Here is a 12837-nt window from a genome sequence, read left to right on the forward strand (position 1 = left end):
AACAGCCCCGGCCGACGAACCGGCCGGGGAACCGCCACAACAGATTTCGAAGGAGACCACCATGTCCGCCACCCTCGCCCTGACCGCCCAGGACCAACTCACCGTGCGCACCGCCGCCTACGGCGCGGTCTCGCTGCTGGCCGCCGGATCGAACAAGCCCCATAAGGCAGCCACCGCGGGATCGACAGCGCTGCTGTCGGCGACCGGCACGGTCGGACACGTCCTCGCGGCAAAGTCCAGGGACATCAAGCTGGCTGGGAAGTCCGTCGCCGAACTCGCCGATCAGGTCCTGCCCGCCCTCACGGCCGCGGTCACCCTGCTCGAACAGACCGATCCCGCCGAGGCCGACAACTTCCGCACCACCGTGCGGGTCGCGATCGAGGCCGCCACAACCGAGGTCCGCCCCGGCCCCGTCACGACCGAGATGATCCGCAAGATCACCGCCGCCATGCACACGGCGTAAGTCGCCAGAGCAGGCACGAGGCCGCCAGTCAGCGCGAGGCCGGCGGCCCTGTGCGATGTCTGTGTCGGTGCCTGAGCGCACTCTGGAGCCTATGAGCGATTACGACGCCGAGAACGCCGCCAGTATCGAGGCCGCCCAGGCGGCAGGGTGGCCGGAGCTCACCGGTGCGCCGAAGCAGATCCCGTGGGCGAACACCGTGCGGGCGAACAAGATCCGCGAACTGGAGGCCTCGGACCTGCCCGAGGCGGACAAGCCCTTGTGGCGTGACGCGATGCTGCGCGAGACCCGCGCCGGCGAGTGGATCGACTACCGCCATCAACCGTGGGCCGCACCGGCTCTGGTGAACTTCACCGACGCCGAACGCACGAGCATCCTCGGGCTCTGACCCCCGGGTCCCGCTAGCCTCCGGATCAGTCCGGAGGTCTCTGCCGAGCGAGGGACTTGCACCCCCATCTCCGGCAGCGATCAGCCGTGCATGACAACCTCGACACGGGAAGCGTCGGGGAAGTGGGCACTGAGCGTGGTCAGCTCGATCGTGATCCGCCCCGGGCCGGGGGCGAAGGATATCGAGTTGGTCTCGTTGTGGAACATGTGCCGGGAGACGCTACCCACCCCGCCGCTGTCCAGATTGCGCCAGTTGACGACCGCGACCAGCGACGACCCGCATCCGGCGCTGCCGGTGCCGGCGATGTCGTCGGTCTGGTAGCCGATGGAGACCTGGTTGCTGTCATCGAAGATGTTGGCCTTGGCGTTGATGGTCGTCGCGCACGGGCCGCCATCGAACTGTGCAGTCAGTGTCGGCATACCGGTGTGCGACTCGGCTGAGGCCGGCGCGGCCTGACACAGAAGCGCGCTACCGACGGCAGCGAGGAGGGAAACAAAGGCAGGAGCGTGCATGGTGTCCTCTCGCAGTTCAGGCACTACACGCTATCGACACGCGGGTTCAGGTTCCATCGACCGCGCCGCCCCCGAGTCGATTCCGCCCCAAGGAGTTCGGTGCGGAGTCGACTGATCATTCGGGCCGCCGTCTGCCCCGCGGGTCTGTTTCCGGTACTCCGGAACGGGAATTCGTCGCTATGTCGCCCGGTTGCCGCGGATTTCTCGTCGCGCCGACGACTTGGGAGTGTCTTCGGCGCGGCGGCCCGGCAGGGCCGGAAGGAGTCTGGGACGGATGCAGACGGCGACGTACCTGTCGATCGGCGGGCTCCTGGTGGTGGGCGGGGCGGTCCTGGCATTCCTCGCGGCGATCCGCGTGGCCCTGGAGCCTCGCCGGCTCTCGACGGGATTCGTTCTGCTGGCGGCGGTCACCCTGCTGGGCGTCGGCGGCGCGAGCGCGGTCGTCGGACTCGGCCCCGACGCGCCTTCGTCGTTCGGGCTGGTCGTGGTATTCACGGCTCCGTTCGCCGTGGCCGGTATCGCGTTGCTGGTCAACGGAATCGAGCTGCTGTCACGGGAGGGGTTCGCGGCGACCACCGCGTTGCCGGTCGTGCTCGGGGCCGGCCTGATCGGCGCGGTGGCCGTGGTCGTCACGGTCGCGTCCGGTCCGACGATGCCGAGCTGGGCCATCGCGTCCACGGTTCTGGTCGCCGCGGTCGCGGTGTATTTCGTGGCGCATCTGATCGCGTTCGGCGGCTACGCACTGATCTACGGCAGCCTGGCGGCTCGCCCCGAAGCCGATGCCGTCGTGATTCTCGGCTGCGGCCTGAATCGCAGATCCGTCACGCCCCTGCTGGCCGCCCGGCTGGACCGCGGCATCGACGCCTACCGCACAGCGCTGCGGTCCGGACGCCGGCCGGTCCTGGTCACCTGCGGTGGACAGGGTCCCGACGAGGCGACGACCGAAGCCGACGCGATGGCGCGTTACCTCACCGCCCGCGGCGTCTCCGGACACGCCATCGTCCGAGAACGGCACTCGCGCAACACCGCCGAGAATCTGCGCAACTGCCTGCGGGAACTGAACCGGCGCGGTATCGATCCGGAGCAGCTCCGAATCACGGTGGTAACCAGCAACTTTCACGTTCTGCGGACAGCCGGGCTGACCCGCCGCCTCGGTATCGATGCCCAGGTCCTGGGGTCTCGGACCGCCGCCTATTTCCTGCCCGCCGCCTTCCTGCGCGAATTCGTCGCGGTCTTGGCGACCCATTACCGGCGCAGCCACATCACGGTCGCGGTGTCACTTCTGGTCGTCCTGCTGGCCGTGATGGCCCTGCCCTGAACGCAGGACCGTGCTTCACCCCGGGCCGGCGATCCGATCACGGCCGCGGCGGCAGATCTCGTGCGGTGGGGGCGGCCTTACGTTCGTCGTGGTTGCCTCCCTTGTTGCCTACGCCGCCTCATCTCCGCCCGGCAGCGTTTCGACGACGGGCAATGGTCGCCGGCATATCTCGCGGGCCTCGTCAGCGGAGAGACCGAACATCCGCAGCAAGTCTTCGGTGACCTGATCGGCGGCTTCGGCGTCATCGCGTTCGGGATGTTCGTGTAGTAGTTGGCCCAGGCACAACGCGGCCCCGGTGACGACGGTCATGGCCAGTTCGACATCGTGTGTGTGAAATCGGCCGGCTCGGGTGGCGGCCTCGATGTCACGGCGAGCACGTGGCGCCAAGCCCTTCTCCGACACCGCCAGACTCATCCCGCTGTTGAGCAGGACTTTGCTCAGGGTGGGATTTCTGCGGTGCAACCGGCCGGTCAGCCGGAAGCCTTGGGCAAATACCTGGGCCGGGTCCTCGATGTCTTCGGTGAGCGCGTCGAGGGTCGCGCCGAGGATGTCGAGCACCTCTTCGACGGCGGCGGCGAACAGTTCGTCGCGGGTCTGAAAGTGGTTGTAGAACGACCCCATCCCGACATCGGCCGCCTGAGTGATATCCGAGATCGGGACGTTCATCCTGCCTCGAGCGATGAACATCTGCGCCGCGCCGACGAGTGCGGCGCGGGTGCGTGCCTTGCGTCTCTGCAGGCGGTTCGGGCCCTGGACTGTCCGCTCGGCCATCCTGTTCGCCTCCTCTGATTCCGCCCGATCCTACCTCGCGTTGTCAGTTGTGAGGAAATGTTCAGATAGGTCTTGACTGAGAACTTCCTCGTAAGTGAGGATATGTTCAGATATACCGAAGGGAGCGGTCGATGAACGACCCGCACGACCCCCATGCGGATCTGCACAGCGAGCATGGCGCCGTCGTCGGCGAACATCCGGGGCGCGCGCTGAATCCGATCGTCAAGGTGTACGACCTCGCATGGCTGGAATTCGAAAAGCGCGATCTTGTCGGTGCCGAAAAGTTCGCCACCGCTTTCGGTTTCACGACCATCATGCGAGCCCCGGACGAGCTGCACCTGCGCGGCGTGGACGCCGGTTCACCGTGTGTGATCATTCGCCGCGGCGCGCGCTCCCGATTCGTCGGTCCGGCCTTTTCGGTGGCCGACCGGAACGATCTGGCACGGTTTTCGGCTGCGACCGGCGCGGCGGCATCCCCGCTGCCGGAAAGCCTCGGCGGCGTGCGGGTCGATGTCGCAGATCCCAGCGGACTGCGAGTCCGACTCGTCTCCGACACCCATGTTCACGCTGAGTTGCCGGCGCAACCACCCCACACCCTCAACGTCGGCCGTGCACTCGCCCGCGCCAATCGCACACAGCGACCACCGCGAGAACCATCGCGGGTGCAGCGCCTGGGCCACGTCGTAGTTCAGACGACCACGTACCGCCGGACCTTGGACTGGTATCTGCAATACCTGGGCATGATCGTCAGCGATTTCCAGTATTACCGCGGTCAGCGTGACCGCGGGCCGGTCATGAGCTTCATCCGTTGCGACCGCGGCCGCACTCCCGCCGACCACCACACGCTGGCTCTGGTACTGGGGCCGAGGAATCGGTATGTCCACTCGGCCTACCAGGTCGCCGATCTCGATGCCCTCGCCGCGGGCGGGGAATACCTCCGTGACAGCGGTTACCGCAGATCCTGGGGCATCGGACGTCATATTCAGGGCAGCCAGCTGTTCGACTACTGGCGCGATCCGGACGGATTCCTTGTCGAACACTTCACCGACGGGGACATGTTCGACTGCACGGTCGAACCGGGCTGGGCACCCATGACCGCCTCGGGCCTTGCTCAGTGGGGCCCGCCCGTCAGCAGAGACTTCCTCGGGATCAGTCCCAGCCGAGAAATGCTGCGGGAGGCGCGGGCTGCGCTCGGCGCCTTGCGCGATGACAACGAATTCGATCTCCGCCGCCTGCGCGGCCTGGTGAAAGTGGCCTCTTCATGAGTATTTCCGTTCTTCGCACCACCGATGGCTGGTGGGTGTCGACACCTGCCGGCGTAGCCCGGGTGGACACGACCGCGACATCCACCGGGGAGCTGTTGGCCGATCGGGCGGCGTTGGCGGCAGCGTCGGCGAGCACTCGACTCGTACCTGCCGACAGTCTGTCGCTGGTATCGCCGGTGACCGCACCGTGCCGGGTGGTGGCTCAGATGACCAATTTCGCTTCTCACGTCACCGACGCGGGCGGAGACCCGGACACCGTGCCCCTGACGTTCTTCCGGAAGTCCTCCGGTTCGATCAGCGGTCCGTTCGACGAGGTCATCCGGCCCGCTCATGTCCGGCTGCTGGACTACGAGGTCGAAATCGGTCTCGTATTCGGCAGGGACATGCCGGTGGGCACCACCATCACCGCTGAGAATCTCGCCGACTACGTCGCAGGTCTGGTGGTCACCAACGACATTTCGGCTCGCGATGTGCAGCTACCGAAAACCCAGTTCTACGAGGGCAAGTCCTATCCCACCTTCACCCCGGTCGGCCCGGCGCTGGTGTTACTGGATGCTGATGAGCTGCAACGGTTTACCGAACTGCGGCTGCGGCTGTCGGTCAACGGCGAAATCCGCCAGGACATGACCGTGGCGGACATGATCTACCACCCGGTGCAGACTTTGCAGGCGCTGACCAGATTCCAGCACATCGCCCCCGGTGATCTGTTGCTCACCGGAACGCCGGTCGGCACCGCGATCAGTGCCCCGCCCAAACCGGTCGAGATCATCGGTTCGCTGCTTCCCGCCGCGACGAAATGGCGTTTGTTCTTCAAAGCCCAAGCCAAGAACCGGAAGTACCTACAGGACGGTGACGTGATCGAAGCGAGCGTGGCCACCGACGACGGCAAGATCGACCTCGGGCGTCAGCGCACCGTTGTGAGGTACGCGCGATGACCGAGCAACTGATCGATCATGAACTGCTGTGGCCGCGGTACGCCGAACCCTCCGACCTGCCCGCTGTCGAGGCGATACCCCTGGAAGGGCGGGGCTTGCCCGAATCGACCTACGCGCTGCTGGTGCGAGCGGCTGAGCTGTGGCCGAATCGGACAGCGCTCACCGTCCTTCCCGAAGCCGCCCAGTGGCGGCAACCGTGGCAGTGCACCTACTCCGATCTGCTGGCACAGGTGCACCGGTACGCGAACCTTCTCCGCCGCCTGGGCATCCGGCGTGGTGACGCGGTCGCGTTGATGGCCCCCAACTGCGCCGAGCTGATCCCGGCGACCCTCGCCGCCCAACTGGCCGGAATCGCCGCCCCGATCAATCCCGCACTCTCGCAGCACCATGTCGCGGAACTAGTGAAACGTTCGGGTGCACGGGTACTGATCGCCGCCGGCCCTGAACTCGACGCCACCACGTGGGCTTGCGCGCGTGAGCTGGCCGCCCAGGGACAACTCGACTCGATACTGTTGCTGCGACCCACCGCGGCGGCGTCGACCCCAGAGCCCGTATCGCTGGTCGACGGTGTTCACCTCGGCTATCTCGACGAGTCGGCCGGTGAGGAAGACGCCCGCAGCTTCGCCGGACAGCCACCACAATCGCACGATGTGGCAGGGCTCTTTCATACCGGCGGTACCACCGGGGTTCCGAAGCCGGCCGCACATACCCATCGCGGTGAGGTGGCCAACGCCTGGATGATCGCGGCCAATTCGTTGCTCGATGAGCAAGCGGTGGGATTCGCCGCCCTGCCGCTGTTTCATGTCAACGCGCTTGTCGTCACCTTGCTCGCGCCATTGTTCAAGGGACAAGCGGTGGTGTGGGCCGGCCCACTGGGCTATCGCGATGTCGGCCTCTACGCAGAATTCTGGAAAATCGTGGCGCACTACCGGATCGCCGCGATGAGCGCGGTCCCGACGGTGTATGCGGTACTGGCGCAATGCCCCGTCGATGCCGACATCAGCACGCTGCGCTATGCGATGGTCGGTGCCTCTCCACTGCCGGCGGCAGTGCGGGACAACTTCCAAGCCCACACCGGCGTCACTCTTGTCGAAGGATATGGCCTCACCGAGGCCACCTGCGCGAGCGCGCGCAGCTTCCCGAACCAGCCGCGCCCGGGTGCGGTCGGGCAACGCATGCCATACCAGCGGATCAAGGTCGTCCGCGTCGGGGACGACGGAACGTGGCATGACCTTCCCGCCGGTGAGACGGGGGTTCTGGCAATCAGCGGGCCGACCGTTTTCGCGGGATATGTCAGCGGTCACGACGAGCACGGGCATGTCCTCGACGGTCTCGGCAAACTCGTCGACGGCTGGCTCGACACCGGCGACCTCGCGCATATCGACGAGGACGGCTTCATCCATCTGCACGGGCGCGAAAAGGATCTCATCATCCGCGGCGGACACAACATCGACCCGGCGCTCGTCGAAGACGCCCTGCTGTCGCATCCTTCGGTGACTGCCGCCGGTGCGGTCGGGCGACCCGATGTGCACTCGGGCGAGGTGCCGGTGGTCTACGTCACTCTGACCGCCGGTGACAAGACCACCGAATCCGAACTGCTTGCCTGGGCGGGGGAGCACGTCCCTGAACGGGCCGCCGCGCCGAAAGCGGTTGTCGTGCTCGACGCCCTGCCCGTCACCGATGTCGGAAAGCCCTACAAGCTCGGATTACGCGCTGATGCCACGCGACGAGAAGTCCGCGACGCTCTCTCCGAAGTCCCCGGTGTAACCAGCGTTGCCGCCGTCATCGAGGACGGTTCGATCATCACGACAGTCGAACTCGAATCGGAGGCTGACCGCGCCCGAGCCGAAGCCGTTGTGAGCGCATACGCGATCGAATGGAAAGTTGTGGTCCGATGACGACCGTCCTGGCCACGATGTGGCCGATCGGAGCCGCCGCCGGTATCGGGTTTCTGTGCGGCTGCTATCTGGTGGCGCTGGGCACGAGCCGATGAACACCCTCGACACCGAGGTGGTCATCGTCGGTGCCGGCCCGACCGGGCTCACCGCGGCGAGTTTGCTTGCCCGGTACGGCGTGGAATCGGTTGTGCTGGACCGCTGGCACGACGTCTACCCGCAGCCACGGGCGGTGCACCTCGACGGCGAAATCCGGCGAATCCTGGCCCGCCTCGGTATCGACGAGGAGTTCGCCGCCCTCTCCCGCCCCGCCCTCGGGCTACGACTGGTCGATCCCGCACTGCGGGTTCTTGCCCAATTCGATCGTGACCCGGCCGGCGGGCGCAACGGATTTCCCGAGGCGAACCTGTTCGACCAGCCCGACCTCGAGGCCGTACTACGTCGCAACGCACGACGACACGCCGAAATCACGATCCGCGGCGGCATCGAGGTAACGGGAGCGGTGCCGGAAAACGACTGGGCGCGTGTCGATTACACCGACCACAGCAGCGGCGCCACCGCCTCGATCCGGGGCCGGTACGTCCTGGGCTGTGACGGCGCCAACAGTGTCGTTCGCTCCTCGATCGGGTCGGCCATGCGCGACCTCGGGTTCGAACAGCGCTGGCTCGTCGTCGATATCGCCACCACCGCCGAATTCGGCGAATGGGAAGGCGTGCACCAGGTCTGCGATCCGGCCCGCGCGGCCACGTACATGCGCATCGGAGCAACCCGATACCGGTGGGAATTTCGCCTGCTGCCAGGCGAATCGGATGCCGGATTCCGAGATGTCGCCGATCTGCATCCGCTGATCCGGCCCTGGACCAAGACCATCGGAATCGACGAACTCCAGCTGGTCCGCGTCGCCGAATACATCTCACGAGCGCAGATCGCTGATCGATGGCAGGCCGGGAGCTTCTTTTTGCTCGGCGACGCCGCGCACCTCACCCCACCTTTCATCGGTCAGGGCATGGGCGCCGGTGTGCGCGATGCGGCCAATCTCGCCTGGAAGCTGGCTGCTGTGCTGAGCGGCTCCCTGCCGCCGCAGGTCCTCTCCAGTTACGAGATCGAACGCAAACCCCACGCGCGAAGCCTGATCCGGCTGGCCGAACTGACCGGAAGGGCGATGACCGAAGGCGGCGAAGTCGGCAATCTGCTGCGCCGCCTGATCCTGCCACGGTTGACGCGCATACCTGGCCTCACCGGAGTCGTCACCGGCGGCGAGACGCCACCGCTGCGGCGATCGGCGTTGAACACCCGCCGCCGCTTCGTCCGTGGCCTGGCGGGCACGCTGATACCGAACGTGATGGTCGACGCCGACCGCCGATTCGACACCGTCGCCGGCGGACGCTACACGCTTGTCACCGTCGCCGAACCAACCCTGGTGCAGCGCACCGAGATCGCGCGGCGCGGGGCTGTTCTCGTTCCGGTCGATGCGGGCAGCGAGTTGGGCGTGTGGCTGCGGCGAAAACACTCTCGCGCCGCTCTCATTCGTCCCGATGGCACGGTCCAGACCGCAGCACGGACAGTCGGTTCGGTGCTCGGCGCGCTCCCGAGCAGCGGCTCCGGGCCCGCCGGCCTACACCGATCCCCGTGCGGGGAGCACCCCGATCGGTACAGGAGTCCCGATGCGTAAACATGCCCGAATCCCCACCTACGAACCGAATCTGTACTCCCCCCGAGCAGTTCGAGACACCTACCCGCACTATGCGCGGTTGCGGGAACTCGGCCCGGTGGTGTGGCTGGCGCGCCACAAAGCGTATGCGCTGCCGCGGTATGCCGAATGCAAGCAGGCGCTGCTCGACGACACGACGTTCATCTCCGGCGCCGGCGTCGCCCTGAACCCGCTCACCAACCGGCTCTCGCGCGGCACCACCTTGAACAGCGACGGTGACGACCACGCACGCCGTCGAGCGCTCCTGTCCCCCCATCTGACACCACGAGCATTGCGCGCGATGCGGGAATCTGTCGACGAGCAGGCGGACGCGGTCGTCGCGGCCGCAGCCGACCAGGGCCACGTCGACGGCGTCGAATTGGCGACCGCCCTGCCGATGTCCGTCGTGCCCGACCTCATCGGGTGGCCGTACGAAGGCCGCGAACACCTCCTGCGCTGGGCAGGAGCGACTTTCGACGCGCTCGGACCCTTCAACTGGCGAACCGCGCGGTCCACACCATCGGGCGTCGAGATGATGCGCTTCGCCCGCCGGGTCGCCCGCGAGCGCTCCATCCTGCCCGGCGGCGCCGGCCGAGACGTGCTGGAAGCCGCCGATGAAGGCACGCTCCCGCGTGCGCAATGCCCAGCCCTGCTGATCGACTACCTGGCGCCGTCACTGGACACCACGATCAGCGCGATTTCCAGCGCCCTGTATCTGCTGGCCACACATCCCGAGCAGTGGCGGCTGCTGAAATCGGACCCGTCGCTGATCCCGAACACGGTGAACGAAGTTGTCCGCTACCACTCTCCGATCAGGGCATTTTCCCGCAAGACAGTTCGCGACGTCGAGATCGCCGGAGCCTCGATCGACAAGGGAGCGCGAGTCGTGGTGATCTACGGCTCGGCCAACCGCGACCCGCTCGAATGGGAAGCCCCCGACACCTTCGATATTCGCCGCGACGCCGCCCGCCAACTCGGATTCGGACGCGGCACCCACGGCTGCGCCGGACAAAGTCTTGCCCGCTTGGAGACCCAAGCCATCCTGCGCGCGCTCACCGAACGTATCGACCACATCGAGGTGGCCGGACGGCCCGAATGGGCGATGAACAACATCATTCACCGCTACGCGCGTGTGCCCCTGCGACTCATCCCCGCCCGACAGAGGGAACCCCGATGAAAATCACCGTCGACTACGCCCGCTGCGAAGGACACGGACTGTGCGCCGAACAAGCACCTGAGGTGTTCAGCCTCGACGACGACGCCGAACTGATCTACCGCTTCGACGGCGTGAACGTTCCCGAAGACAAGGTCACCGCGGCGCGCGCCGCCATCGTTTCCTGCCCGGTCGCCGCCCTGCGGGAGGCATCGTGAGCGAGCGTTGCGCCGTCATCGTCGGCGAATCCGGTCGCCGGTGTCACCGCCGCACGCGAACCGCGGGGTCTGGGGCACCGAGGCACGATCATCCTCCGCCGCTTCCGCGTTGGGACCGTAGCGACGGCGGCAGCCACATGAGTCCGCGCCCTGGCGATCCGTCTCTGCCGAGCGCCATAGTTACTGCCTGGTTAAATGGTGCTCACGCACCGCTTCTCTCACCTGTGAGATCGGTAGTCTCGGACCCGGATGCCACCCGACCTGGGGCACCCCAGCCGCCCGATCGACGACTCGCAAGCACGCGCGCCCCGAAGGGCGGTCCGACTTCGGTTGTTCGACGGGAAGGCACCGACACGATTCGGCCTGCTTGCAAGGAAAGACCCGCACGATGACCGGTTACGCCCCCGCCGACCGTCGAATCCCGTCGCGCGATCAGCTACCCGACGAGTTCTTCGCGCAGTTCCTCGACCGGACTCGTACCTACAGTTGCGCATACTGGACGCACCCGGACGACACCCTGGAACAGGCTCAGTCCGCCAAGATCGACCTGGCGCTGGCCAAATGTGATCTGCGATCGGGGATGACCTTGCTCGACGTGGGCTGCGGCTGGGGTTCGACGATGCTGCGTGCCATGGACACCTACGGTGTCAATGCGATCGGGCTGACGCCGCACCGCAACCAGCACCGGTACGTACGAGACCGCCTCGTCGATCGGCTCGTCCGCGGGTGCCCCTACGGCGGTGTGCGACGGCAAGGCTGGCACCAATTCGACCGCCCCGTGGACCGCATCGTCTGTATCGGCGTACTCGAACACATGCCCCCACAGCGATACCCGGACTTCTTCGACTTCGCCTACCGGGTCATGCCCGACGACGGAGTGCTGCTGGTGCAAACCGTCGTCGCCCACGACCCGTACGCGGCGGGAGGGCACCGGGAATCGGGCCCGACCGCGGACACCGACTTCGCGTTTCTCCGCGGCGCCGTATTCCCGGCTAGCCGGCTCCCGCGGTCGACTGGTCACCACCCCAGGGGAATCACCGAGTACGCGCAGGACGCCGGATTCACCCTCACCCGCGTTCAGGAACTGGGGTCTCACTACACCACCACCCTGGACAGCTGGGCCATCTCTCTGCACGAGCACCGTGACCGGGCGATAGAACTCGCCGGGCAACACACCTACGACGCCTACAGCAGCTATCTGACCGAGTGCGCCGCAACCTTCCGCCGCGGACGCCTCGACGTCATGCAGTTCACCTGCACCAAATCCGGCGCGAGACAACCTTCACCACAGTGAGCCTGCCGGCAACACGCACAAGGTGGTGATGAACCGTCGATCGTCATATCGGTGCCGGTGATGTGGGCGGCCCGGTCCGAGGCCAGGAACAGTGCGAGGTCTGCGACCTCGTCGGGGTTGGCGAATCGTCCGCTTCGCTCGGATACCTTGCGGGCCGAATTCCTGCGTGGTCAGGCCGGAACCTGGTCGGCGGCGAGGAAATCATCGATGAAGCCCAGCGCCCGGTCTTCGAAACCCGCGTAGTGGGCCTCGCGAACCGCGCCGGTGAGAGCCTCGTCGAGCAGCAGATTGCCCGCGGCATCCAGGCGCTGCCGCTGTTCCTCCGCGCCCGGCAACAGCCCTACCGACGACCGGGTGAGGCCGCAGTAGTAGGCGATTCCGTCGTTGAGTTGCGCGCTGAGCGCATCCTGCATGGGTTCGGCGACCGCGTCGTCGTCTGCCACGCCGGCCAGGCCCAGCCACAGCATCCGCTTGCCTGCGAGCCGCGGTTTGCTTCGGCCGTAGGCGAATCCGTAGTTCCACACGCGATCGATCCAGCCCTTCAGAATCGCTGGGACCTGCATCCAGTACACCGGAAACACCGCGACGATCACATCGGCGGCGAGGATGCGTCGCATATGGTCCTCGACTTCGGGGGAGTAGACCTTCTGCCGGTTGCCCCATTCCGGGAGGTCGGCGGCGGTCATCCGGGGATCGAAGTTCTCGGCGTGCAGGTCCAGCAGGTCGATTCGGTAGCCGGCGGCGGTGAGCCGGCGGGTCGCCAGGGCGGCGATATGGGCGGTCAGCGACTCGGGCCGGGGGTGAGCGACGACGACCAGCGCGGTGCGGGCGGTCGCGGTGTCCACGGTCGGGTTGTGCTGCACGGGGCCTCCTGAATCCGGGGTGTTCGAACGCTCGGTTGTGCGTTCCGGGATCAATTGCACACCGGGGAAGATGGA

13 protein-coding genes and 1 pseudogene are annotated in these 12837 nt (G+C 66.7%); 10 read left to right on the top strand and 4 right to left on the bottom strand.

The window, feature by feature from the left end:
* A partial coding sequence (locus ON23_RS31755) for a hypothetical protein (RefSeq protein WP_306307152.1) occupies positions 1 to 463 on the top strand: 463 nt, incomplete at its 5' end.
* A 91-nt stretch (positions 464 to 554) separates the two neighbouring features.
* A complete protein-coding gene (locus ON23_RS31760; RefSeq protein WP_039782887.1) occupies positions 555 to 848 on the top strand; it encodes a hypothetical protein in 294 nt (97 codons plus the stop codon).
* An 80-nt stretch (positions 849 to 928) separates the two neighbouring features.
* On the opposite strand, the gene ON23_RS31765 is transcribed toward ON23_RS31760, so the two are convergent.
* Positions 929 to 1267, bottom strand: coding sequence for a hypothetical protein (locus ON23_RS31765; RefSeq protein WP_039782888.1), 339 nt, complete (start codon positions 1265 to 1267; stop codon positions 929 to 931).
* A 367-nt stretch (positions 1268 to 1634) separates the two neighbouring features.
* Between ON23_RS31765 and ON23_RS31770 the strand changes: the two genes are divergently transcribed.
* Positions 1635 to 2678 carry a YdcF family protein gene (locus ON23_RS31770; RefSeq protein WP_039782889.1) on the top strand — a complete coding sequence of 348 codons (1044 nt, stop codon included), beginning with the start codon at positions 1635 to 1637 and terminating at the stop codon, positions 2676 to 2678.
* Positions 2679 to 2786: 108 nt separating this feature from the next.
* Here ON23_RS31770 and ON23_RS31775 read toward each other — a convergent pair whose 3' ends face one another.
* Positions 2787 to 3449: a TetR/AcrR family transcriptional regulator gene (locus ON23_RS31775; RefSeq protein WP_039782890.1), complete on the bottom strand. Its 663-nt coding sequence runs from the start codon at positions 3447 to 3449 to the stop codon at positions 2787 to 2789.
* Between the two features lie 131 nt (positions 3450 to 3580).
* Here ON23_RS31775 and ON23_RS31780 point away from each other — a divergent pair, with 131 nt between their 5' ends.
* From ON23_RS31780 to ON23_RS31810, 7 genes are all read left to right on the top strand, one after another.
* Positions 3581 to 4714 (top strand): VOC family protein, encoded by a 1134-nt coding sequence (locus ON23_RS31780; RefSeq protein ID WP_039782891.1) that lies wholly within the window; start codon positions 3581 to 3583, stop codon positions 4712 to 4714.
* Positions 4711 to 5649, top strand: coding sequence for a fumarylacetoacetate hydrolase family protein (locus ON23_RS31785; RefSeq protein WP_039782892.1), 939 nt, complete (start codon positions 4711 to 4713; stop codon positions 5647 to 5649). Before ON23_RS31780 ends, ON23_RS31785 begins: the two co-directional genes overlap by 4 nt.
* Positions 5646 to 7547, top strand: coding sequence for an acyl-CoA synthetase (locus tag ON23_RS31790; protein ID WP_039782893.1), 1902 nt, complete (start codon positions 5646 to 5648; stop codon positions 7545 to 7547). Before ON23_RS31785 ends, ON23_RS31790 begins: the two co-directional genes overlap by 4 nt.
* A 91-nt stretch (positions 7548 to 7638) precedes the next feature.
* Positions 7639 to 9216, top strand: coding sequence for a bifunctional 3-(3-hydroxy-phenyl)propionate/3-hydroxycinnamic acid hydroxylase MhpA (gene mhpA, locus ON23_RS31795; protein ID WP_051043625.1), 1578 nt, complete (start codon positions 7639 to 7641; stop codon positions 9214 to 9216).
* Positions 9209 to 10411, top strand: a complete 1203-nt coding sequence (locus ON23_RS31800; protein WP_039782894.1) for a cytochrome P450 — start codon at positions 9209 to 9211, stop codon at positions 10409 to 10411. Before mhpA ends, ON23_RS31800 begins: the two co-directional genes overlap by 8 nt.
* Positions 10408 to 10605: a ferredoxin gene (locus ON23_RS31805; protein WP_039782895.1), complete on the top strand. Its 198-nt coding sequence runs from the start codon at positions 10408 to 10410 to the stop codon at positions 10603 to 10605. Before ON23_RS31800 ends, ON23_RS31805 begins: the two co-directional genes overlap by 4 nt.
* Positions 10606 to 10993: 388 nt before the next feature.
* A complete protein-coding gene (locus ON23_RS31810) occupies positions 10994 to 11899 on the top strand; it encodes a class I SAM-dependent methyltransferase (RefSeq protein WP_039782896.1) in 906 nt (301 codons plus the stop codon).
* Here the strand turns inward: ON23_RS31810 and ON23_RS39910 are convergent.
* Together ON23_RS39910 and ON23_RS31815 are read right to left on the bottom strand one after the other, a co-directional pair.
* A pseudogene (locus tag ON23_RS39910) lies at positions 11800 to 12021 on the bottom strand (hypothetical protein); the annotation flags it as partial. The gene ON23_RS31810 and the pseudogene ON23_RS39910 overlap by 100 nt on opposite strands.
* Positions 12022 to 12069: 48 nt before the next feature.
* The gene (locus ON23_RS31815; RefSeq protein ID WP_039782898.1) at positions 12070 to 12762 is read right to left on the bottom strand and encodes an NAD(P)H oxidoreductase; all 693 of its coding nucleotides are present in this window, start codon (positions 12760 to 12762) and stop codon (positions 12070 to 12072) included.
* Positions 12763 to 12837: the final 75 nt, after the last annotated feature.

Origin of the sequence: Nocardia cerradoensis NBRC 101014 (assembly GCF_000308535.1) — a bacterium.
GTDB lineage: Bacteria > Actinomycetota > Actinomycetes > Mycobacteriales > Mycobacteriaceae > Nocardia > Nocardia cerradoensis.